Here is a 19694-nt window from a genome sequence, read left to right as displayed (position 1 = left end):
GGTGATTTTCAAGGTCAAATTTGAGGTAACCCAAATGAATTTAACTTCTTTAATCAACAAATCTGCAAAAGCGTTAGCGTTAAGTGCGGCATTTGTAGCAACGCCATTTTTGGCTCATGCTGATGATGCACAAAAACCTGCGGATCATTTTACTTATGAACCGCAATTAGATAACCAACGCGATCCTAATCAATATTGTGCTAAATGCCATAAATTCGACAAAGTAGATAAAAACCAAACTGTAGATCAGTCTGGCGGCGAACTCCACTTTGGTAAATTCCATGGCGCACACTTAGATAAGAAAAATCCAAATAACGGTAAAGCAATTACTTGTGTAAGCTGTCATGGTAACGTTTCTGAAAATCACCGTCGTGGTGCTAAAGATGTCATGCGTTTTGAAGGGGATATTTTCGGTAATAAAAAACCGATGTATTCAGTTCAAGAACAAAACCAAGTTTGTTTTGCTTGTCACCAACCTGACAAACTTCGTGAAAAACTATGGGCGCATGATGTACACGCAATGAAATTACCTTGTGCAAGTTGCCATACGCTTCACCCGAAAGAAGACGCAATGAAAGGTATTCAACCAAAACAACGCGTTAAACTTTGCGTAGATTGCCATGGTGAACAACAAAAACGTAAAGCAGAACAAGATAAACTAACCGAACAAAAGGATAAAAAATGACAGCCTGCTCACGCCGAAACTTTGTTTCCGGCATGGGGGCAGTGATCCTTATGACGGGAACATCTTTACCTTCTTTTGCGAAAGAAGACAAGGCGGATAAACCTAAACGTTACGCAATGATACACGATGAAAATTCGTGTATTGGCTGTACAGCCTGTATGGATGCATGCCGTGATGTAAACCAAGTGCCAGAAGGCGTTTCTCGCTTAGAGATTCTACGCAGTGAACCTTACGGTGAATTTCCAAATCAGGAATATGAGTTCTTCCGTCAATCTTGCCAACATTGTACAAATGCACCTTGCGTAGCAGTTTGTCCAACTGGTGCATCTTTTATTGATAAAGAGACTGGCATTGTAGATGTACATAAAGATTTATGCGTAGGCTGTCAATACTGTATCGCAGTTTGCCCATATCGTGTACGTTTTATTCATCCAGCACATCGTACCGCAGATAAATGTAACTTCTGCCGAGATACAAATTTAGCCAATGGTAAACAACCGGCTTGTGTGGAAGCGTGCCCAACCAAAGCATTAATCTTTGGGGATATGAATGATCCGATGAGTGCAGTTTCACGTAAAGTGAAAGAAAAACCGGTTTATCGCACTAAAGTGGAGTTAGGTACACAACCAAACTTGTACCACATTCCATTCCAACATGGGGAGCCTAGAAGATGACATTAGATTATCCAGTTCCATTTCATACGCCTAATCTAGTGTGGGATTCTACCATTGCGATCTACTTGTTCTTATTGGGGATCTCATCTGGTGCGGTACAGTTAGCAATTGCGTATAAACGCAGTAATAAAATAGAAAATCTAAGCCAAAACTGGATTATTCGATCTGGGGTAATTTTAGGCTCTGTACCAACATTAATTGGTTTAACGCTATTAATTTTCCACTTGGCTCGACCTTGGACATTCTGGAAATTGATGTTTAACTATCAATTTAATTCCGTAATGTCGATGGGTGTCATGCTATTCCAAATCTATATGTTGTTTTTAGTGATTTGGGGAGTGGTGATTTTCAAAAAAGAAATCGAAGCATTAATTAATCGCTTTATGCCAAAACTGCAATTTGTGATGAAACTCATCGGTATTGCAGAACGTATTGCAAGTCCAGTCGAAGTTATTCTTTTCGTATTGGCTGCAGTGCTTGGAGCATACACAGGGTTCTTACTTTCTGCATTGATCAGCTATCCAATGTTGAATAACCCAGTATTACCAGCATTATTCTTAGCTTCTGGTACATCATCTGGTATTGCTGCAACCTTCTTAATTATCTTGATTGCAGGAAAATTAAAAGGTGATTCTCACGAATCACACTTCATCCACAAATTTGAAGTACCAATTATGGTGACAGAGCTTGGTTTGCTTGTGTGTTTCTTCGTTGGCTTACATTTTGGCGGCGGCCAAAAAACAGTTGCCTTACATAATGCATTATCTGGTTTCTGGGGTGCGATATTCTGGATTGGGGTATTCTTTATTGGTATCTTGATCCCATTAATCGCCAATATGTTTGTTAATGACCGTTTAAAATACAACCGTAACTTTATTATCTTAGTGTCAATTTTTGACTTAATTGGGGTATTCTGTTTACGTTTCTTTGTTTTATATGCGGGACAATTAACAGTGGCATAAATCAAGGTGAGGTTGTAAGTAGGTTATTAATAGATTCTCTAACTTAAAAACTACCATAATTTAACTCAGGGACTAAATTATGTAATTCACATAATTTAGTCCTTTTAATTTGAATATATACCTGCCAAGGAATAAATAATTTTTTAGTTATGTAGAATATGCTACTTATACAAAACATTACTTATATTTAAGCTCGTATATGAATTTGGTTTTAAAAACTAAATGGTGATTATTTTTTATTAACATATTGAATTTATTTTATTCTTTTAACTCACCTAAAACTTCAGATAATTGCGCCCCGACCAACACAACTAGCCAACTAATCTGAATCCACAATAACATAATCGGTAATGTTGCCATTGCACCATAGATTAGTTGATAAGAAGGGAATGTGGTGATATACCAAGTAAAGGCTTGTTTACCGAGTGTAAAGAAAATAGCGGCAATAAGCGCACCACAAGCAGAATATCTGATATCCACTTTCTTATTTGGCACGATGGTATAAATTAATGTGAAAATAAACCATGTGAAAAAGAATGGGAGTAAACTGAGCAATTTTACACCGAGTGAAAGCGTTTCCGATTGTTCAAACATGACTTTTATATAAGAGCTAATCCCTATACTTGTACCTATAACGAGAGGTCCAAAAGTCAGAATCATCCAGTAAATCGCGAAAGAGGTAAAAATAGGGCGAACACTTGTATCATGCCAAATGCTGTTGAGGGTTCGGTCGATGTTATTAATTAGTATCAAGGCAACGGCAATTAAACTCACAATTCCCACAGCACTCATTTTCTTTGAGTTCGAGACGAATTGATCGATATATTCACCCACCATATCACTTGCTGATGGCGCAAAATTGGTGAAAATCATTTCTTTCAATTCTCCAGTGACTTCATTGAATACAGGAAATGCAGAGAATATAGAAAAAATTACCATCACCATTGGTACGATAGCAAGCATCGTGCTGTAAGTTAGTGCGCCAGCAGCTTGGTTGAGTTTATTTTCTGAAAAACGTTTACAAAAGAGCAGGCTAAATTGTTTCAATGAAATCATAAAAATCCCCCACAGCAATGTTTAAATTTTTTACCAGAACCACATACACAAGGTTGTTTCATTGTAGGCAAGGATACGGTCGGATCCACAAAATACCAACTGTTTTCAATTTTTACAAAAATTGACCGTTCTTGATGGGCTAGTTCTCCCTCTTCGCCCTGAAAAATAGCTTTAAATTCCACCGCACTTTGAGTTTTTGTGAGGTTTTCTGTTTTTAGGATTTTTAATCCTAGCCATGTCGTGTTGTCAGCCCATTCTTGCAATAAATGAGTCTCTAATAAAGTTTGTTGGCTTGGCACAGTTGTTGCAACAATATAAGGTATATTTTTTAAAACATAAGCCGTATAACGTGAACGCATGAGTTGTTCTGCCGTTTCGGGAAATGCTTGTCTCAAATGAAATTTGCCACAACAATCTGCGTAATGATGACCAGATTGACATGGACAGTCTTCTGAAAGAGCGGTTGAAATTTCTGACATATTTATCCCTATTGTTTGAATTTCGATACTTGCGATCGAATTGAGCGTTTAAAGGCTTCAGCTAATACTTCAATATCTAATGCTGCTTCTAGTTCAGCTTCATTTTCGGGTGCGGATAACAAGCGATTTAAATGGCGAATTGTTACTTGCGGATAAGGACGAGTGAGCAATTTTAGTTCATCACCTTGTCTAATTTCTCCCGTTTCAATGACGCGAACATACCATCCACTGAGCCCAGTTTGATAAACAATATCGCGAGTCTCTTCGTTTTCCGTATTTTTTGATAAACGCTCACAAGGTTTACGTGGCTGAGATACTTCTAAAATGGTTGAGCCAATTTGATAGCGATCACCAATACAGACATTGTCTTCATTCAAGCCTGACACGACAAAATTTTCTCCGTAAGTGGCGGTTTCCATGTAAGAAAAATCTTTATTTAATAAAGCATTTAATTCATTAAAAGAATCTGCCGACATAAAAAAGAGAGATTTATCCACACCACCATGATGTTTTTTTAAACCCACATCGTTTCCTTCTGCACCAAGAGAATGAATTTTTACCGATGGCACTGTTTTCTTACGAATTGCGCTTTCGTATACGCTTCCATCTGAAAAGGTTAGGGTTTGAACTTCCCCTACTTTTATGACTAAAATTTTTGCATCCATTTTGCTTTTTTATTGTTCTAGAAAAAATTTTCGTGGAATTATAACCGAAAACGTTTAACTTTTTGACCGCACTTCTTTTTTTACTTATTATTCGTTACAGCAAAAAACAAAAGGATATTCATTTATGCAATACGCTCTCTCTCGCACAGAACAAGGTAAAATCCTCGGCATCACGGCCAAAATGGCTAACCGCCATGGCCTTATTGCTGGCGCAACAGGTACGGGTAAAACTGTCACATTACGTAAAATGGCAGAAGCCTTCAGTGATGATGGGATTCCAGTATTTTTAGTAGACGTAAAAGGCGATCTTTCTGGCTTAGTAAAGGGCGGTCAATTTCAGGGCAAAATTGCGGAACGAATTGAGCAGTTCGGGTTAGGTAATGAAAGTTATCTCAATGGCTATCCTGTTTCTTTTTGGGATGTTTTTGGTCAAACAGGCATTCCTCTTAGAACAACTATTTCTGAAATGGGGCCGTTATTGCTTTCTCGTTTATTGAATCTAAATGCTACGCAAGAAGGATTGTTAAACCTCGTATTTCGTGTGGCAGATGATAAAGGTTTATTGCTCATTGATTTAAAAGATCTTCGTGCAATGCTGAAATATGTTGCAGAGAATGCGAAAACCTTCCAAGTTGAGTATGGCAATGTTTCGACCGCAAGTGTTGGCGCAATCCAACGAGCATTACTGACGCTTGAAAATGAAGGCGCTACAAATTTATTTGGTGAGCCAGCATTAAATCTAGATGACTGGATGCAAACTCGCGATGGGCGAGGGGTGATTAATGTACTCAATTCTGAAAAATTGATTAATTCCCCAAGAATGTATAGCGCATTTCTATTATGGTTGATGGCAGAACTCTTTGAACAACTGCCAGAAGTGGGTGATCCTGAGAAACCTAAATTTGTTATGTTTTTTGATGAAGCACACTTATTGTTTGATGGTGCGCCGAGCGTATTAGTGGAAAAAGTAGAACAAGTTGTGCGTTTGATTCGTTCTAAAGGTGTGGGAATCTATTTTGTCACGCAGAACCCGCTTGATTTGCCAGATACCGTATTAGGGCAGTTAGGTAACCGTGTTCAACACGCTCTCCGCGCATTTACTCCGCGAGATCAAAAAGCCGTAAAATCGGCTGCAGAAACTTTCCGAGCAAACCCTTCAGTGAATGTCGTCGAGACCATTTCAACCCTTGGAGTGGGCCAAGCATTGGTATCATTTTTAGATGAAAAAGGCATGCCTACGCCAGTTGAAATCGCCTATATCTATCCGCCAAAAAGTCAGCTTTCACCATTAACCATAGACGAACGTAATGCTTGGGTGAAAGATGATGATCTTTATGTGTATTATAAAGAATACGTGGATAACGAATCGGCCTTTGAAGTATTAACTGCTCAAGCGGATTTAGCTGCGGTACAACAAAAGCAAGCAGAGCAAGCCCAAGCGGAAGAAGAAAACGGATTCTTAGGTAGTTTGAGCCGAATGATTTTTGGTACGCAAAAGCGCGGTGAAAAATTATCACCAACTGAGCAAATTGTACATAGTGTTGCGCAGTCTGTAGGGCGAAATATTCGAAATCAAATTACCAAGCAAATTATGAGAGGCATAATGGGCGCGCTCAAGAGATAAAGTTGTATTTTCGAAAAATACTCTCGTGCTTTTATTTATTCAAAAATCTGATTTCGCCTCAGGGTGAAATCATCACGTTAAATGGCAACAAGGAGATTTATTATGTCAGACGTATTCCACCTAAACCTCACAAAATCCCAATTGAAAGGGGCAACACTCGCTATTGTTCCTGGCGATCCTGCGCGTAGTGAACGTATTGCTAAACAACTTGATAATCCCGAGTTCCTTGCTAGCACGCGTGAATTTACTTCATGGTTAGGCTACCTCAATGGACAATCTGTTGTGGTATGTTCTACGGGTATTGGTGGGCCATCAACATCAATTTGTGTAGAAGAACTTGCTCAACTTGGTGTTCGCACTTTCTTGCGTATTGGCACAACGGGTGCAATTCAACCACATATTAATGTAGGCGATGTTCTTATCACAACCGCTTCTGTTCGCTTAGATGGCGCAAGCCGTCATTTCGCACCATTAGAATATCCAGCTGTAGCAAACTTTGAATGTACAACCGCACTTTATAATGCAGCGAAAGCAAAAGGTATTGAGCCTTATGTAGGCGTAACCGCATCATCTGATACATTCTATCCAGGTCAAGAACGTTATGATACCTATAGCGGAAAAGTGTATCGTGATTACCAAGGTCTGCTTAAACAATGGCAAGATTTGAATGTGATGAACTACGAAATGGAATCGTCAACACTGTTTACCATGTGTAGCGCATTAGGTTTGCGTGCTGGGATGGTTGCGGGCGTGATTGTAAACCGCACTCAACAAGAAATTCCAAATGAAGCAACAATGAAACAAACGGAAGAAAAAGCTGTGTCTGTTGTGATCGCAGCCGCGCAGGCGTTGTTAAGTTAAGTTTTTAATTAAAAGAATAAATCTGCGCACCAAAAGTCTGGATTATCCATCACTGATTAAGGCGCAGATTTTTGCAACTGAATATAACTAGCCTTTTTAAACAACTCAAACTATCTATTTTTTATTAACAATAAAAACTGTTCAGTCCGAAATATGTTTTCTTTTTTAAATAAAACACATTAATTGTGAATGATTGCTAAGCCTAAATTAGGCTCAAACCTAAAGAGATTTTTAAGAAAAACCTTGAGTCAACATACAAAATCAAGAAAAATAGCCACAAATTTTGATAAATAATAATTTCACATTATGGCTATATTAATAATTTCAAATAACTGGAAAGCCTAGCTAATAATTATATTAAAAAAGGCTTAAAAATATTAACCCAATTAAAATTACAGAATCTATTCCTTAAATTAATTTTTATTAAAAGAATGCTGAGTTTTTACTTATCTTGCAATCAAGTTACTAATTGCTTGGTAAATTCTCGCAGCTGAATCGCCAGACAATGCCTTACCTTTTTCATCAGAAATGACAACGGAGCTTTGTCTACCATGATCAGATATTTGCATTTGGTAAGTACCGTTTTCAAGTTCTGGAAGCTCAGTTCCCATGCGCAACCAATCTTCTTTTTTTAATGCTGAATATTTTAATTCACGATAACCTTTACCCGCAGTTTCAGATTTGATCGCAAAACCTACTTTAGGTAAAGCTCCACCTAATTTTTCCCATGCTTGACCAAAATTAACATTCATCGCTAATGCAGTTTGACCATTCAAATCCTGAATAATTTGCGATGCTACCGCACCCACAGAAGCGCCAGATAAATCTTGTTGCTGTTTGTTATAAGCAGAAGTTAATGCAGACACAATGCGGTTTAAGCGTTCAGACGTATAACGTTGCTTATCAGATACACTTGGAGTGAAAATAACGCCATCACGACGCATTTGTAAAACAGATACTGCTAGTGCACTCGCATCTTGAGCCATAACTTGTTCTACTTGATATTTAATCTCAGTGCCCGATTTATCACCAATTCTTCCTGTTGGCGCCCAGTCCGTTGTTAAAATCGCACCATTAGTTGTTGATGAAATACCGTCTTCTTTTAATAAGCGTTCAACTTGTTGGAGGTTATACACATTTGCTTGCTGTTCTGGATACACGATTAATGCACGTTCACCATCGAATTGTGTTAATGAATTTTCAATAATCGCTAATGGTGTTGATGGAGGACGAATATCAATATTTTCTCCCTTTTTCACAGCAATATTAGGCAACGCATAAGTATCGTCTGCTTTTGGTAGCATTACACCACCGCTTGCCAATGGTGAGAATCCAGGGATAGAAGCCTCTGATTTTTGGAAAGAATCATTAGCAGTCTTTAATGCTTCAGGATCAGACGAACAACCAGACAATACGATAACCGCCGCTAAACTCAACATTATTTTTTTCATATTTGAACCTTAACTAAATTGAAAACTTTATGAATTTTGACCGCACTTCGACAGTCTATAATGCAAAAAGTTTAGGGGTAATGACTTACCCCTGATTTTTATAATAATTCTGCGATTTTCAGTGCTTCTTCTACTTTTAGTTGAACCTCTTCGCTTAACACCGTCAATGGCAAGCGTAAATGTGCTGACTTAATTAAACCTAAACGATAAGCCGCCCATTTCACAGGAATTGGGTTCGATTCAATAAAGAGATCATGGTGTAAACGCATTAAGCGAGCATTAATTTCTTCGGCTTTAGCAAAATCTCCCGCAAGGGCATAGCGACACATATCAGCCATATCTTTCGGTGCTAAGTTATTCGTTACAGAAATCACGCCCTCTGCACCGAGTTTCATCGCATCCAAACTCGTTGCATCATCACCACTTAAAACGATAAAATCCTTGCCTGCGAGTTCTTTAATTTTGGTGACACGACTGATATCTCCAGTTGCTTCTTTAATACCAACAATGTTGTTGATTTTCGCTAAACGAGCAACAGTTTCTGGCTTCATATCGCTACCGGTGCGACCTGGTACGTTATAAAGAATTTGCGGTAAATCTGTACATTCAGCAATGGCTTTAAAGTGCTGGAAGATTCCTTCTTGGGTTGGTTTATTGTAGTAAGGTACAACAGATAGACAACCCGCAACGCCGCTATCGCGTAATAATTTTGTCATTGTAATTGCTTCACTCGTCGCATTTGCGCCTGCACCAGCAATCACAGGAATACGTCCCTTGGCAAATTCAACCGTCTTCTCAATAACCTTTACATTTTCTTCAATACTTAATGTTGCTGATTCACCCGTTGTTCCCACAGAAACAAGCGCATTAGAACCTGCCTCAATGTGATATTCCACCAATTTTTCTAAACAAGCGAAATCTACTTCGCCGTAATTATTCATAGGTGTAACAAGTGCAACAATACTGCCTGAAAATAAAGGATTTTGTGCTGACATAGAACCTCCGTTGGTTTTTTAATTTTATTATTTGGTATAGCTCGTTATAGTCGCTAAAATGACTTGAATTTGCAAATATTTTTTCATCAAAGGAGCTTTTTATGAATCCATTATCCGTTGGTAGCCAAGCACCCATTTTTACGTTATTAAATCAGCAAGAACAACCCGTTTCTTTAAATGATTTTCGCGGTAAAAAAGTATTAGTCTATTTTTACCCGAAAGCACTCACGCCTGGCTGCACAACGCAAGCATGCGGATTGCGTGATAGTAAATCAGAATTAGATGAATTAGGTTTAGTTGTACTGGGTATTAGCCCTGATACACCGAAAAAATTAGCTCAATTTATTGAGAAAAAATCACTTAATTTCACACTACTTTCTGATCCTGATCACAAAATTGCAGAACAATTTGGCGTATGGGGTGAGAAGAAATTCATGGGGAAAACTTTCGACGGTATTCACCGAATTAGTTTTTTAATTGATGAAAACGGAAAAATTATTCACGTATTTGATAAATTCAAAACAACAGAACACCATCAAGTTATCGTTGATTATCTTAGATCCCTATAACCCTTCAAAAATTACCGCACTTTTCTATATAAAGTGCGGTAAAAATTCATTATTTTTCAGTTCGATATTTACGCGTTATTCCGCCTTTGCTAGAATTTATCCTTGATTGAAATTCATTCTCAATTATATCCCCAAGATATTTCTCAAATAATAAGGACAGAAAAAAATGATGCAGCTTTTTGATTTTTTACAACAGTACAGTGACTACTTTATCATCGGTTTATTATTACTGATGAGCATTATTATGCTAGCCATGGTAATTGAACGTTATCTTTTCTTAAGAAAGGTAAACGTCGCACATTATTCCACTATTCACGCATTAGATATCGATTTAAATCGCAATATGACCATGATTTCTACTATTGGTGCAAACGCACCATATGTTGGTTTGCTTGGTACAGTTATCGGGATTTTATTAACATTTTATCAAATCGGTCATGGCGGTGGCGAAATCGATACTGGCGTGATTATGATGCACTTATCTTTAGCATTAAAAGCGACAGCATTAGGTATTCTTGTGGCTATTCCATCTATGGTGTTTTATAACGGTTTAGGTCGTAAAGTTGAAGTTAATCGTTTGAAATGGAAAGTGTTAAACGAACAAAAAGATAAGGAATAGTCTGTGAAAAAATTCGATGAAATCAACATTATCCCTTTCATTGATATTATGTTGGTGTTGCTTGCTGTAGTACTTATCACTGCGTCTTTTATCTCTCAAGGTAAAATTCAAGTTAACGTACCTAAAGCCAGTACAGCCGTTGCATTTAAAGCTGATGAGCTTGCTAAATTATTGACTGTAACAGCGGATAAACAACTCTATTTCAATGATAGACCTATTACGCAAGAAGCCCTAGAAGCAGAAATTGCCCGATGGAATAAAGATCAAAAAGTCACATTAAAAATTGATGCTGAAGCCTCTTTCCAAGATTTTGTTACCATTACAGATATGCTCTCTAAAAATGAGATCAAAAATGTAGCTATTGTTTCTATGAAAGATAAGGGTAAAAGTGCGGGTAAAAATCCTCAAGAATCTGCACCCGCTCAATCTGTGCCAACGACGCCTTAAGGAATAATTATGCAGCAAACAAAACGTTCGCTATTAGGTTTGCTTATTTCTTTGATCGTACACGGCATTGTTGTAGGGTTGATCTTATGGAGTTGGGATAAGCCAAGTGATAGCGCCAATAGCGCACCAGGCGACATATCCACAAGTATTTCCATGGAGATGGTGCAAGGCATGGTGATGGAAGAACCTGCTCCTGAGCCAGAAAATGTACAAAAAGAGCCAGAACCAGAAAAACAAGAGGTTGTGGAAGATCCAACGGTGAAACCTGAGCCACAAAAAATCAAAGAACCGGAAAAAGAAAAGCCAAAACCAAAAGAAAAACCTAAAGAAAAGCCAAAAGATAAACCTAAAAAAGACGTTAAACCACAGGAAAAACCAATCAATAAAGATCTACCAAAAGGTGATAAAAATATTGATTCAAGTGCAAACGTGAATGCTAAAGCGACCACAACTGGCGCCACCAATAGCAATGCACAAGTAGCCGGTAGTGGAACAGACACGAGCGAAATGGCAGCCTATCGCTCCGCAATTCGTCGTGAAATTGAACGTCATAAACGTTACCCTACTCGCGCAAAAATGATGCGTAAGCAAGGTAAAGTCAGCGTGTCCTTCAATGTAGGCCCTGATGGCTCACTAAGTGGTGCTCGCGTTACTCAATCATCAGGTGATGAAAGCCTAGATAATGCAGCATTAGAAGCAGTTAACAGTGCAAGACCTGTCGGTGCAAGACCTTCAGGATTCCCTTCTGGGTTAAATGTGCCGATTAGTTTCACGCTTCAATAAAAAAAGTGCGGTTAATTCTCTTTGAGTTTAACCGCACTTTTCTTTGGCTAGATTTAATTAAGCTACCCAATTACCTAAGGTACCATCATCAATCGCTTCTTTCGGAGTACCTACCACTTCAGCAATTTTGTCCCCGTTCTTAAAAAATACAAATCCACCATTTTCCATTTTTGTCCAATTTTCATCTTTGGTTAATGGAAAGGTTGTAATGATATTCACTTTATCGCCTTCCTTTGCATAATCACTAAAATCAATGACACCATCATCATCAATTCTGTGTGCTTTACCAAAAGGTGCTTGTCGCATGACATAATGTAAATTCGTTGAACAATGGGCTATCATCCATTCGCCATTAGACAGAATAAAATTGAATGTGCCGTGTTGAGCAAGCTCTTTTGTTACTTTTTGAATAGCCTCAAAAATTTCCATTTCACTCGGTTTTTTACGAAAAGTATTTTTAAGATATTCCGCCATATAACAAAACGCAGCTTCAGAATCTGTAGAACCTATTGGCTGCAAAAAATGTTCTGTCATATCTGGTAGATTTTTCAGATTACCATTATGCGCAAAAACCCAGTTCTGCCCCCAAATTTCACGAATAAACGGATGAGTATTTTCAATATTCACTTCGCCCTGAGTCGCCTTACGAATATGCGCAATAACATTCAAAGATTTGATTTTATATTGCTTCACACAATCAGCGATGGCGGAAAGGCTAGCAGCTTGATTGTCGCGAAAAATACGCACTCCACGCCCTTCAAAAAAAGCGATTCCAAAGCCATCTGAATGACAATCAGTTAAACCAGCACGACGACGAAAACCTTCAAAAGAAAAGACAATATCTGTCGGCGTATTACAATTCATTCCGAGTAATTGACACATAATTTAAATAAGATATAACCTCACAATATGTGAGTGATTTAACACCATTACGAAAGGAATATCAAGAGTAATTCTATGGATTTTTCATGTCATATTGATATTAGATCTCCCAGCAATGATGCTTTTAGTTAACACATCATTTTCTAGAAATCGTTACTGATTATTTCTAATAAGAGTCCGATTCAAAAAATAGGATTTGGAATGAAAGTAATAAATATCGATAAAAGAAATGAATCTAAGGAAGTTTAAAGGGTATAGAGAGGGAAAATGGTCCCCCCTGCCGGACTTGAACCAGCGACCAAGCGATTATGAGTCGCCTGCTCTAACCGACTGAGCTAAGGGGGGAAAGTGCGGTGATTATAGAGAAATAATCGCTTGAAGTCTATAAAAGAAGGGATGACTGATGAAAAATCAATCATCCCTTTATCATTATTGAATCACTGAAATATCAGCAACTTGCAAGAACAAGCCTTGCAACGTATTTAAAATCGCTAAGCGGTTTTGGCGTAATGCAGGATCTTCAGCATTCACCATCACATTATCAAAGAAACTGTCCACTGGTGCACGTAAGTTCGCTAATTTATCTAATACTGCCGTGTAATCGCCTTGTGCGATAAGCGGTTGTACTTCAGTGCGTAATGCAAGTACCGCTTCTGCAAGGGCTTTTTCTGCTGGCTCTACGCAAGCGGTCAAATTGATCTCGCCAATTGCAGCATCTGCTTTGGCTAAGATATTGCTGACGCGTTTGTTTGCTGCTGCTAACGCTTCCGCTGAATCTAAAGTTCGGAAGTGTGATACTGCACGCACGCGCGCATCAAAATCAGCTGGACGAGTTGGACGACGAGCCAATACCGCTTGAATTACATCCACCGCAATACCTTCATCTTGATACCATGCACGGAAACGACCGAGCATAAAGTCCACCACATCAGCAACCACGTTTTTATTCGTAAGTTTATCGCCGAAAAGTGCGGCTGATTTTTTCACTAAATCTTCCAAATCCAGAGATAAGTTTTTCTCTACGATAATACGCAATGCCCCTAATGCCGCACGACGCAATGCAAATGGGTCTGCGCTACCTTTTGGTGCTTGACCGATGCCGAAGATCCCCGTTAAGGTGTCAAATTTATCTGCTAAAGCGACCGCACTTGCAACGAGTGATTTTGGTAGTTCATCACCCGCAAAGCGAGGCATATATTGTTCATTTAACGCCACCGCCACTTCTTCATCTTCTCCATCATGACGAGCATAGTGCATCCCCATTACGCCTTGCGTATCGGTGAATTCAAACACCATGTTGGTCATCAAGTCACATTTTGATAGTAAACCCGCACGTTTTGCTTTCGCTTCATCTGCACCGATTTGTTTTGCAATTTCGCCTGCCAGTTGCTCAATTCGGTCAGTTTTGTCTTTCAATGTACCGAGTTGTTGTTGGAACAATACGGTTTCTAAGCGTGGTAAACGATCAACCAGTTTTTGTTTTAAGTCAGTTTTGAAGAAGAATTCCGCATCGGTTAAACGTGGACGAACCACTTTTTCATTCCCTTCGATGATTGCAGTTGGATCTTCCGGGTTGATGTTCGATACGAAAATAAAGTGCGGTAATAATTTGCCGTCTTTGTCATAAATCGGAAAATATTTTTGGTCGCCTTTCATGGTGTAAACCAATGCTTCCGCAGGCACTGCTAAGAAACGTTCTTCAAATTTTGCCGCTAAAACGTTTGGATATTCCACCAATGAGGTCACTTCTTCAAGCAAGCTTTCTTCAATATCAGCCACTCCACCAAGTGCGGTCGCTTTTGCTTGAGATTTTGCAAGAATTTCTGCTTTACGTTCGTTGAAATCAGCCACTACAGAACCTTTTTCACGCAATAATTGCGGATATTGGTCGGCATGTTGAATTTCAAACTCTTTCTCACCTAAGAAACGGTGACCGCGAATAGTGCGTGCACTTGCCACACCTAAAATTTCGCCTTCAATTAACTCGTCACCCAATAACATAGTCACAGTATGAACCGGACGGATAAATTGCACGGTTTTATCTGCCCAACGCATTGGTTTTGGAATTGGCAATTTCGCCAACGCATTAGCCACAATGCCGTTAAGCAAGTTTTTGGTCGGTTGACCTTCAATTTTTGCACGATGAACAAGCCATTCGCCTTTATCGGTCGCAATACGTTCCGCTTGATCAACAGTAATGCCACAACCACGCGCCCAGCCTTCTGCCGCTTTAGTCGGTTTACCTTCCGCATCAAAAGCGGCTGACACTGCCGGCCCGCGTTTTTCGATTTCTTTGCTTGGCTGTTGTGTGGCTAAGTTCAACACTTTCACTGCCAAACGACGCGGCGCCGCAAACCATTCGATTTTATCGAAGGTTAAACCCGCTTGGTTTAATTCCGCCTCAACGTTATCCGCAAAAGAGGTCGCTAATGTTTTGAGAGCTTTTGGTGGCAGCTCTTCAGTGCCGATTTCTACTAGGAAGTTTTGGGTTGTCATTTTGTTTCTCTTATTTAAAAATTCTGTAGGTTTAAATTCTTATTTTATTCGTTATCACTTCTGCCAAATCTCCCCTACCCCTCTTTGCTAAAGAGGGGATTGGATCTTTGCAGAGTTAAATATCTATGTTCTACTTTAGCGTTTTTTGAAAGCAGATAATTTAATCTCTATTGAAATTAAAATGTTAATGAGACAATTACTATCAATTTACTCAAGAATTCCCCCTCTTTAGCAAAGAGGCGTAAGGGAAGATTTAGCTGATGTTACTTCAACCTCATACTCAACAATCCCTCATATTCTAAAATATAAATAGCCCGCTACTGTCAATTTACTCAAGAATCCCCCTCTTTAGCAAAGAGGGGAAGGGGAGATTTGGCAGAAGTTAATCCAACCTCATACTCAATCAGTCCTCATATTCTCAAAATATAAATAACCCGCTACTATCAATTTACTCAAGAATTCCCCTCTTTAGCAAAGAGGCGTAAGGGAAGATTTAGCTGATGTTACTTCAACCTCATACTCAATAATCCCTCATATTCTAAAATATAAATAGCCCGATTCTATCAATTTACTAAAGAACTACCCCTCTTTAGCAAAGAGGGGTTAGGGGAGATTTGGCAGACGTTAATCCAACCTCATACTCAATCAGCCCTTACATTCTCTAAAAACAAATAAATCTGCTCTACCACCGACTCAATTTCACGCATTACTTCATCATTGCTAAATCGCATTACCGTAAAACCAAGTGAATTTAATTCTGCATCTCGTAATGCGTCTTTTTCCTGATAATCAGGTTCATAATGCTGACTACCATCTAATTCAATAATCAGCTTTGCTTTTGCACAATAAAAATCAACGATATAACTTAAAAGTGGCTTTTGTCGATTAAATCGAAAACCTAATAATTGATCTCGATTGATGCGTTGCCATAGCTTTCTTTCCGCATCAGTTTGATCTACTCGCAATTTCTGCGAATTCTCTTTTAAGTATTTTTCATAGGGTTGCATGAACGCTATTTTTTGCCGTTCTCAATCCCTTCACTCAACACCTTTTGAAACTGCTCATAATCACAAAAACCATGTTCATCTTTTTCACAGCCTTTGAGGGTTAATGCTGTTTGGTTTGGTGGTGTTGATAAACTTAATGGTGTGATATTAATCAGCTGTTCAGTGGTTTGATACACATAATCCAACTTAAATTTGAGCTTACCACTGGGTTTGTGTTTCCACACTTCAAATAGTAACTTGCCACCGATTGGGATATTTTCTAATGAATCATTCAATTCATAAGGCTCAACACCTAGTGCTGCAAGCAGAGCGACGATATTAGAATCGTGTCCAACCAATAAGTTAATTTTGTTTTCACTATTTAGCTGTTGCTGAATAAATGCTAACAACGGATATGAGGCATTTTGTGCTAACGTTTCGTTGTTTTTAAATAACGTGCGGTAATATTCGTTTTTAATTTCGTTAATTGCACGCCATTTTTCTTGGCTATCCACACGACCGTTTGCGATTTCAGAATCAGGCTTGCCCACATAATGGGCGAGCAATAATGCACTAACTATTTTCTTTCCTGTGCTGATAGAACCAGTAATCTTGACCGACTTACCGTCTTTAATACTGTATTCACCGACTTTTCCACCTAAATCACACTCGCCTTTTTGCAAGCAGTTTGGTGAGTTTTTATAATCGATGATTTCACTCAATAGCGCATAATTTGGTGCTAATTTTTGCTGTAAAGCGGTTAAATCAATCTTATTTTTTGCAGATTCGATCAAGGCTTTGCTTGGATTATGCGCTTGTGTATTAAAAATCGGATCTTTTTCTGAACCAATTTTACCGTGATGTTGCAGTTGAACATTACAGCCTGCAAATGCACCTGAAACAATCGCTTGCCCTGTTGCAATGGTGCGTTGCACTCCATTCGCATAAGCGAAAATGCCTTCACCCGATGCACAACGTTCTGTCGTTAATAACCCTTTATCTGCAAGCCATTGACCTAAATACTGTCCGAAATAGGTTTCTAGTACCGTTCCTTTTGCAGTGAGATAGCCAGATGGTACATTCCATTTTGCCCATTCATAAGGGGAATATTTCGCCATTTCTTGCGGATCTTTTTCCACTGGTGAACGCAATCCGTGTCGGCTGAAAATCAATACTTTCTCTAATTCATAATCAGAACTTGAGGAAGTTTGACCATTTTCTGTTGCAAACGCACTACTTGCTAAAGTTGAGCCAAGCAAAAGTGCGGTGAATTTTAGGGTTATTTTTTTCATATTCGAGACCTAATCATTTAATGTTGAAATTGAGCTATAAAAATTCAAGGCATATTTGGTGCCGTAAACTAACACCATAAATACTGCAACAATATTGACTACCGCAAAAAAGATTAGTTGTTTACTGTTGCTCTCCACCCAGAGCATTTTAAATAATGCGAGCGTACCAATATTTTCATCAAGTTCGCTCTCTCCGCTTAGTGTTCTTAAGGTTTTCAGCATCTCGCGTACAAAAGCGACAGTATTTATTGCCATGACGCTGAGTGCAATAAATCCTGAAGCCAAACTTAAAAACAGCACTAGCACATTACTCCACGCCCAATGTGTCCAATTCAGCTCAGAATACATAAATAACGCGAGTGATAAAAACAACACAGCGGGTGTTAAATTTCGCAAAAACATTAAATAGTCATCACCAATTCTAAATAAAAATTGCAAAAAACTGACTTTCTTCATTACTTACGAATTTTCCAACTTTTCTTGGTTTTCATTAAACGCACTTTGCCATCTTTTGAGACATATCCGCCTTTTACCACATCTAAAATCGTATTTTCAGGCAAATCAGAAGCAAACACTTCAACCTGTTGCTTATCTTCCGAAAGAATGCCACAAACCGCTTGGGTTTTATTCGCAGGATCGTCTAGCTTAATATCTGCCACATCAAACACTTGTACACAGGCTTTTTTCAAATAAGAATAAGACTGTCCCGCACTTGGTAAGCAACCGTGAGCATCTGTTTCACCGCCCACAGTTGGCATTTCAGCTTGTGGTTGCGCATTGCTACAAGCGGTCAAAATCATCGCTGAAGTTGCAAGAGCTAACGTTTTTTTTATCACTTTAGAAAATCTCTTTTAATTTGGATTCATCTAAAACAACATCGCCATTTAGTAATAACAACGCAGGAATACCTAAATAGCCATTTGTTTTCGAGTTATCAAATTCTGCATTACTATCGCGTAAACGAATAAATTGTTTGAGATTAGGTAATGAAGTCATAATTTCTACTTCATCGTAATCCACGCCTAAGCGATCCAACTCCGCGACAAATGGTGCGGTATCTGGGCATGTTTCTGCATAAAAAAGAATTGGTTTGCTCATTTTGCTCTCCTGAAGTGCGGTCAAATTTCACCGCACTTGTGTGAATTTGTTTAAGCCTTATTTTTTACAACCAGGGAAACCTAAGGCTTCACGGCTTGCATAATAGGCTTCCGCCACCCCTTTGGTTAAGGCACGAATCCGTAAAATATAGCGTTGGCGTTCGGTGACCGAAATTGCTTTACGTGCATCTAACAAGTTAAAGCTGTGTGCTGCTTTCAAAATGCGCTCATAAGCTGGCAATGGTAACGGTTTTTCTAAGGCTAATAACTCTTGTGCCTCTTTTTCGTATTGATCGAAGCAGTAGAATAAGAAATCTGTGTTTGCGTGTTCAAAGTTATAGGTTGATTGCTCAACTTCATTTTGATGGAAAACGTCGCCATAAGTAGTTTTGCCTAATGGGCCGTCAGACCAAACTAGGTCATACACAGAATCTACTCCTTGAATATACATGGCCAAACGCTCTAAACCGTAAGTCACCTCGCCCGTTACAGGTTTACATTCTAAGCCGCCCACTTGTTGGAAATAGGTAAATTGAGTCACTTCCATGCCGTTTAGCCACACTTCCCAGCCCAAGCCCCATGCGCCTAAGGTTGGGTTTTCCCAGTTATCTTCTACGAAACGAATGTCGTTTTTGGTCGGATCGAAGCCAAGCATTTCGAGCGAACCTAAATAAAGTTCTTGAATGTTATCTGGAGAAGGTTTGATCACTACTTGGAATTGATAGTAATGCTGTAAACGGTTTGGGTTTTCGCCATAGCGACCATCGGTCGGACGACGTGAAGGTTGCACATAAGCAAATGCCATTGGCTCTGGGCCTAATGCGCGCAATGCAGTCATGGGGTGAGAGGTACCTGCACCCACTTCCATATCAAAAGGTTGCACAATCGTGCAGCCTTGGTTTGCCCAATATTCTTGCAGGGCTAAAATCATACCTTGGAATGTTTTTACGTTAAATTTTGTGCTCATAATCGTTGATCTAATGTGATTAAAAATGTTCGCATTATACTTGAAAGCGCAAGGCGGATAAAGGCGAAAAAGTGCGGTCAAAAAACGAATTTTTTTACAAAATA

The 19694-nt window shown here is 38.9% G+C and carries 22 protein-coding genes and 1 tRNA gene; 9 read left to right on the top strand and 14 right to left on the bottom strand.

Annotation, left to right across the window (positions count from 1 at the left end):
* Window positions 1-34: 34 nt before the first annotated feature.
* Genes nrfB through nrfD form a run of 3 tightly spaced genes read left to right on the top strand, consistent with a single transcriptional unit; the run spans window position 35 to window position 2321 of the window.
* On the top strand, window positions 35-685 hold the full coding sequence (gene nrfB / locus AC6H22_RS00205) for a cytochrome c nitrite reductase pentaheme subunit (protein WP_046952615.1): 651 nt from the start codon (window positions 35-37) through the stop codon (window positions 683-685).
* On the top strand, window positions 682-1359 hold the full coding sequence (gene nrfC, locus AC6H22_RS00200) for a cytochrome c nitrite reductase Fe-S protein (RefSeq protein ID WP_046952614.1): 678 nt from the start codon (window positions 682-684) through the stop codon (window positions 1357-1359). Before nrfB ends, nrfC begins: the two co-directional genes overlap by 4 nt.
* Window positions 1356-2321 carry a cytochrome c nitrite reductase subunit NrfD gene (gene nrfD / locus AC6H22_RS00195; protein WP_046952613.1) on the top strand — a complete coding sequence of 322 codons (966 nt, stop codon included), beginning with the start codon at window positions 1356-1358 and terminating at the stop codon, window positions 2319-2321. The genes nrfC and nrfD overlap by 4 nt, the downstream gene beginning before the upstream one ends.
* 258 nt (window positions 2322-2579) lie before the next feature.
* Here nrfD and AC6H22_RS00190 read toward each other — a convergent pair whose 3' ends face one another.
* The 3 genes from AC6H22_RS00190 to AC6H22_RS00180 are packed head-to-tail and all read right to left on the bottom strand — an operon-like array spanning window position 2580 to window position 4521.
* Window positions 2580-3377: a virulence factor BrkB family protein gene (locus AC6H22_RS00190; RefSeq protein ID WP_046952612.1), complete on the bottom strand. Its 798-nt coding sequence runs from the start codon at window positions 3375-3377 to the stop codon at window positions 2580-2582.
* Window positions 3374-3856, bottom strand: coding sequence for a YchJ family protein (locus tag AC6H22_RS00185; RefSeq protein ID WP_046952611.1), 483 nt, complete (start codon window positions 3854-3856; stop codon window positions 3374-3376). Before AC6H22_RS00185 ends, AC6H22_RS00190 begins: the two co-directional genes overlap by 4 nt.
* 8 nt (window positions 3857-3864) lie before the next feature.
* On the bottom strand, window positions 3865-4521 hold the full coding sequence (locus tag AC6H22_RS00180) for an MOSC domain-containing protein (RefSeq protein ID WP_118817321.1): 657 nt from the start codon (window positions 4519-4521) through the stop codon (window positions 3865-3867).
* Window positions 4522-4645: 124 nt separating this feature from the next.
* Here AC6H22_RS00180 and AC6H22_RS00175 point away from each other — a divergent pair, with 124 nt between their 5' ends.
* Window positions 4646-6145 (top strand): helicase HerA-like C-terminal domain-containing protein, encoded by a 1500-nt coding sequence (locus AC6H22_RS00175; RefSeq protein ID WP_118817322.1) that lies wholly within the window; start codon window positions 4646-4648, stop codon window positions 6143-6145.
* A 102-nt stretch (window positions 6146-6247) separates the two neighbouring features.
* Window positions 6248-7006, top strand: a complete 759-nt coding sequence (udp, locus tag AC6H22_RS00170; protein ID WP_046952608.1) for a uridine phosphorylase — start codon at window positions 6248-6250, stop codon at window positions 7004-7006.
* A gap of 446 nt (window positions 7007-7452) precedes the next feature.
* Here udp and bamC read toward each other — a convergent pair whose 3' ends face one another.
* Both bamC and dapA read right to left on the bottom strand, forming a co-directional pair.
* Complete coding sequence (gene bamC, locus AC6H22_RS00165) at window positions 7453-8457, bottom strand: NlpB/DapX family lipoprotein (RefSeq protein WP_118817323.1); 1005 nt, start codon at window positions 8455-8457, stop codon at window positions 7453-7455.
* A 98-nt stretch (window positions 8458-8555) separates the two neighbouring features.
* The gene (gene dapA / locus AC6H22_RS00160; protein ID WP_118817324.1) at window positions 8556-9452 is read right to left on the bottom strand and encodes a 4-hydroxy-tetrahydrodipicolinate synthase; all 897 of its coding nucleotides are present in this window, start codon (window positions 9450-9452) and stop codon (window positions 8556-8558) included.
* 101 nt (window positions 9453-9553) lie between these two features.
* On the opposite strand from dapA, the gene bcp reads away from it, so the two are divergent.
* From bcp to tolA, 4 genes are all read left to right on the top strand, one after another.
* Window positions 9554-10021, top strand: coding sequence for a thioredoxin-dependent thiol peroxidase (bcp, locus tag AC6H22_RS00155; RefSeq protein ID WP_497515143.1), 468 nt, complete (start codon window positions 9554-9556; stop codon window positions 10019-10021).
* Window positions 10022-10187: 166 nt separating this feature from the next.
* A complete protein-coding gene (gene exbB / locus AC6H22_RS00150) occupies window positions 10188-10640 on the top strand; it encodes a TonB-system energizer ExbB (RefSeq protein WP_118817326.1) in 453 nt (150 codons plus the stop codon).
* Between the two features lie 3 nt (window positions 10641-10643).
* Window positions 10644-11087 (top strand): TonB system transport protein ExbD, encoded by a 444-nt coding sequence (gene exbD, locus AC6H22_RS00145; protein ID WP_118817327.1) that lies wholly within the window; start codon window positions 10644-10646, stop codon window positions 11085-11087.
* A 9-nt stretch (window positions 11088-11096) separates the two neighbouring features.
* Window positions 11097-11870, top strand: a complete 774-nt coding sequence (gene tolA, locus AC6H22_RS00140) for a cell envelope integrity protein TolA (protein WP_118817328.1) — start codon at window positions 11097-11099, stop codon at window positions 11868-11870.
* A gap of 57 nt (window positions 11871-11927) precedes the next feature.
* Here tolA and AC6H22_RS00135 read toward each other — a convergent pair whose 3' ends face one another.
* The 9 genes from AC6H22_RS00135 to glyQ all read right to left on the bottom strand — a co-directional run bounded on the left by AC6H22_RS00135 (window position 11928) and on the right by glyQ (window position 19590).
* Window positions 11928-12752 carry a class II glutamine amidotransferase gene (locus AC6H22_RS00135; RefSeq protein ID WP_118817329.1) on the bottom strand — a complete coding sequence of 275 codons (825 nt, stop codon included), beginning with the start codon at window positions 12750-12752 and terminating at the stop codon, window positions 11928-11930.
* A gap of 268 nt (window positions 12753-13020) precedes the next feature.
* Window positions 13021-13097, bottom strand: a tRNA-Ile gene (locus AC6H22_RS00130).
* A gap of 84 nt (window positions 13098-13181) precedes the next feature.
* Window positions 13182-15248 (bottom strand): glycine--tRNA ligase subunit beta, encoded by a 2067-nt coding sequence (glyS, locus tag AC6H22_RS00125; protein WP_118817330.1) that lies wholly within the window; start codon window positions 15246-15248, stop codon window positions 13182-13184.
* A gap of 641 nt (window positions 15249-15889) precedes the next feature.
* On the bottom strand, window positions 15890-16255 hold the full coding sequence (locus AC6H22_RS00120) for an endonuclease domain-containing protein (RefSeq protein WP_111387260.1): 366 nt from the start codon (window positions 16253-16255) through the stop codon (window positions 15890-15892).
* A gap of 5 nt (window positions 16256-16260) precedes the next feature.
* A complete protein-coding gene (locus tag AC6H22_RS00115) occupies window positions 16261-17526 on the bottom strand; it encodes a histidine-type phosphatase (RefSeq protein ID WP_497515142.1) in 1266 nt (421 codons plus the stop codon).
* Window positions 17527-17535: 9 nt separating this feature from the next.
* Window positions 17536-17982, bottom strand: a complete 447-nt coding sequence (locus AC6H22_RS00110; protein ID WP_065249913.1) for a hypothetical protein — start codon at window positions 17980-17982, stop codon at window positions 17536-17538.
* Window positions 17982-18362 carry a hypothetical protein gene (locus tag AC6H22_RS00105; RefSeq protein ID WP_118817332.1) on the bottom strand — a complete coding sequence of 127 codons (381 nt, stop codon included), beginning with the start codon at window positions 18360-18362 and terminating at the stop codon, window positions 17982-17984. The genes AC6H22_RS00110 and AC6H22_RS00105 overlap by 1 nt, the downstream gene beginning before the upstream one ends.
* Window position 18363: 1 nt before the next feature.
* Window positions 18364-18624 carry a hypothetical protein gene (locus tag AC6H22_RS00100; protein WP_118817333.1) on the bottom strand — a complete coding sequence of 87 codons (261 nt, stop codon included), beginning with the start codon at window positions 18622-18624 and terminating at the stop codon, window positions 18364-18366.
* Between the two features lie 57 nt (window positions 18625-18681).
* Window positions 18682-19590, bottom strand: a complete 909-nt coding sequence (gene glyQ / locus AC6H22_RS00095) for a glycine--tRNA ligase subunit alpha (protein ID WP_005628151.1) — start codon at window positions 19588-19590, stop codon at window positions 18682-18684.
* Between the last annotated feature and the right edge of the window lie 104 nt (window positions 19591-19694).

Source organism: Haemophilus sp. THUN1690 (genome assembly GCF_059704375.1).
The sequence above is the reverse complement of the archived record's forward strand: the minus strand, read 5'-3'. Positions and strand labels throughout refer to the sequence as shown.

What these genes read in the sequence shown, in the direction of transcription:
- nrfB (WP_046952615.1), top strand. Translation starts at nt 35, where the DNA reads ATGAATTTAACTTCTTTAATCAACAAATCTGCAAAAGCGTTAGCGTTA.
- nrfC (WP_046952614.1), top strand. Translation starts at nt 682, where the DNA reads ATGACAGCCTGCTCACGCCGAAACTTTGTTTCCGGCATGGGGGCAGTG.
- nrfD (WP_046952613.1), top strand. Translation starts at nt 1,356, where the DNA reads ATGACATTAGATTATCCAGTTCCATTTCATACGCCTAATCTAGTGTGG.
- AC6H22_RS00190 (WP_046952612.1), bottom strand. Translation starts at nt 3,377, where the DNA reads ATGATTTCATTGAAACAATTTAGCCTGCTCTTTTGTAAACGTTTTTCA.
- AC6H22_RS00185 (WP_046952611.1), bottom strand. Translation starts at nt 3,856, where the DNA reads ATGTCAGAAATTTCAACCGCTCTTTCAGAAGACTGTCCATGTCAATCT.
- AC6H22_RS00180 (WP_118817321.1), bottom strand. Translation starts at nt 4,521, where the DNA reads ATGGATGCAAAAATTTTAGTCATAAAAGTAGGGGAAGTTCAAACCCTA.
- AC6H22_RS00175 (WP_118817322.1), top strand. Translation starts at nt 4,646, where the DNA reads ATGCAATACGCTCTCTCTCGCACAGAACAAGGTAAAATCCTCGGCATC.
- udp (WP_046952608.1), top strand. Translation starts at nt 6,248, where the DNA reads ATGTCAGACGTATTCCACCTAAACCTCACAAAATCCCAATTGAAAGGG.
- bamC (WP_118817323.1), bottom strand. Translation starts at nt 8,457, where the DNA reads ATGAAAAAAATAATGTTGAGTTTAGCGGCGGTTATCGTATTGTCTGGT.
- dapA (WP_118817324.1), bottom strand. Translation starts at nt 9,452, where the DNA reads ATGTCAGCACAAAATCCTTTATTTTCAGGCAGTATTGTTGCACTTGTT.
- bcp (WP_497515143.1), top strand. Translation starts at nt 9,554, where the DNA reads ATGAATCCATTATCCGTTGGTAGCCAAGCACCCATTTTTACGTTATTA.
- exbB (WP_118817326.1), top strand. Translation starts at nt 10,188, where the DNA reads ATGATGCAGCTTTTTGATTTTTTACAACAGTACAGTGACTACTTTATC.
- tolA (WP_118817328.1), top strand. Translation starts at nt 11,097, where the DNA reads ATGCAGCAAACAAAACGTTCGCTATTAGGTTTGCTTATTTCTTTGATC.
- AC6H22_RS00135 (WP_118817329.1), bottom strand. Translation starts at nt 12,752, where the DNA reads ATGTGTCAATTACTCGGAATGAATTGTAATACGCCGACAGATATTGTC.
- glyS (WP_118817330.1), bottom strand. Translation starts at nt 15,248, where the DNA reads ATGACAACCCAAAACTTCCTAGTAGAAATCGGCACTGAAGAGCTGCCA.
- AC6H22_RS00120 (WP_111387260.1), bottom strand. Translation starts at nt 16,255, where the DNA reads ATGCAACCCTATGAAAAATACTTAAAAGAGAATTCGCAGAAATTGCGA.
- AC6H22_RS00115 (WP_497515142.1), bottom strand. Translation starts at nt 17,526, where the DNA reads ATGAAAAAAATAACCCTAAAATTCACCGCACTTTTGCTTGGCTCAACT.
- AC6H22_RS00110 (WP_065249913.1), bottom strand. Translation starts at nt 17,982, where the DNA reads ATGAAGAAAGTCAGTTTTTTGCAATTTTTATTTAGAATTGGTGATGAC.
- AC6H22_RS00100 (WP_118817333.1), bottom strand. Translation starts at nt 18,624, where the DNA reads ATGAGCAAACCAATTCTTTTTTATGCAGAAACATGCCCAGATACCGCA.
- glyQ (WP_005628151.1), bottom strand. Translation starts at nt 19,590, where the DNA reads ATGAGCACAAAATTTAACGTAAAAACATTCCAAGGTATGATTTTAGCC.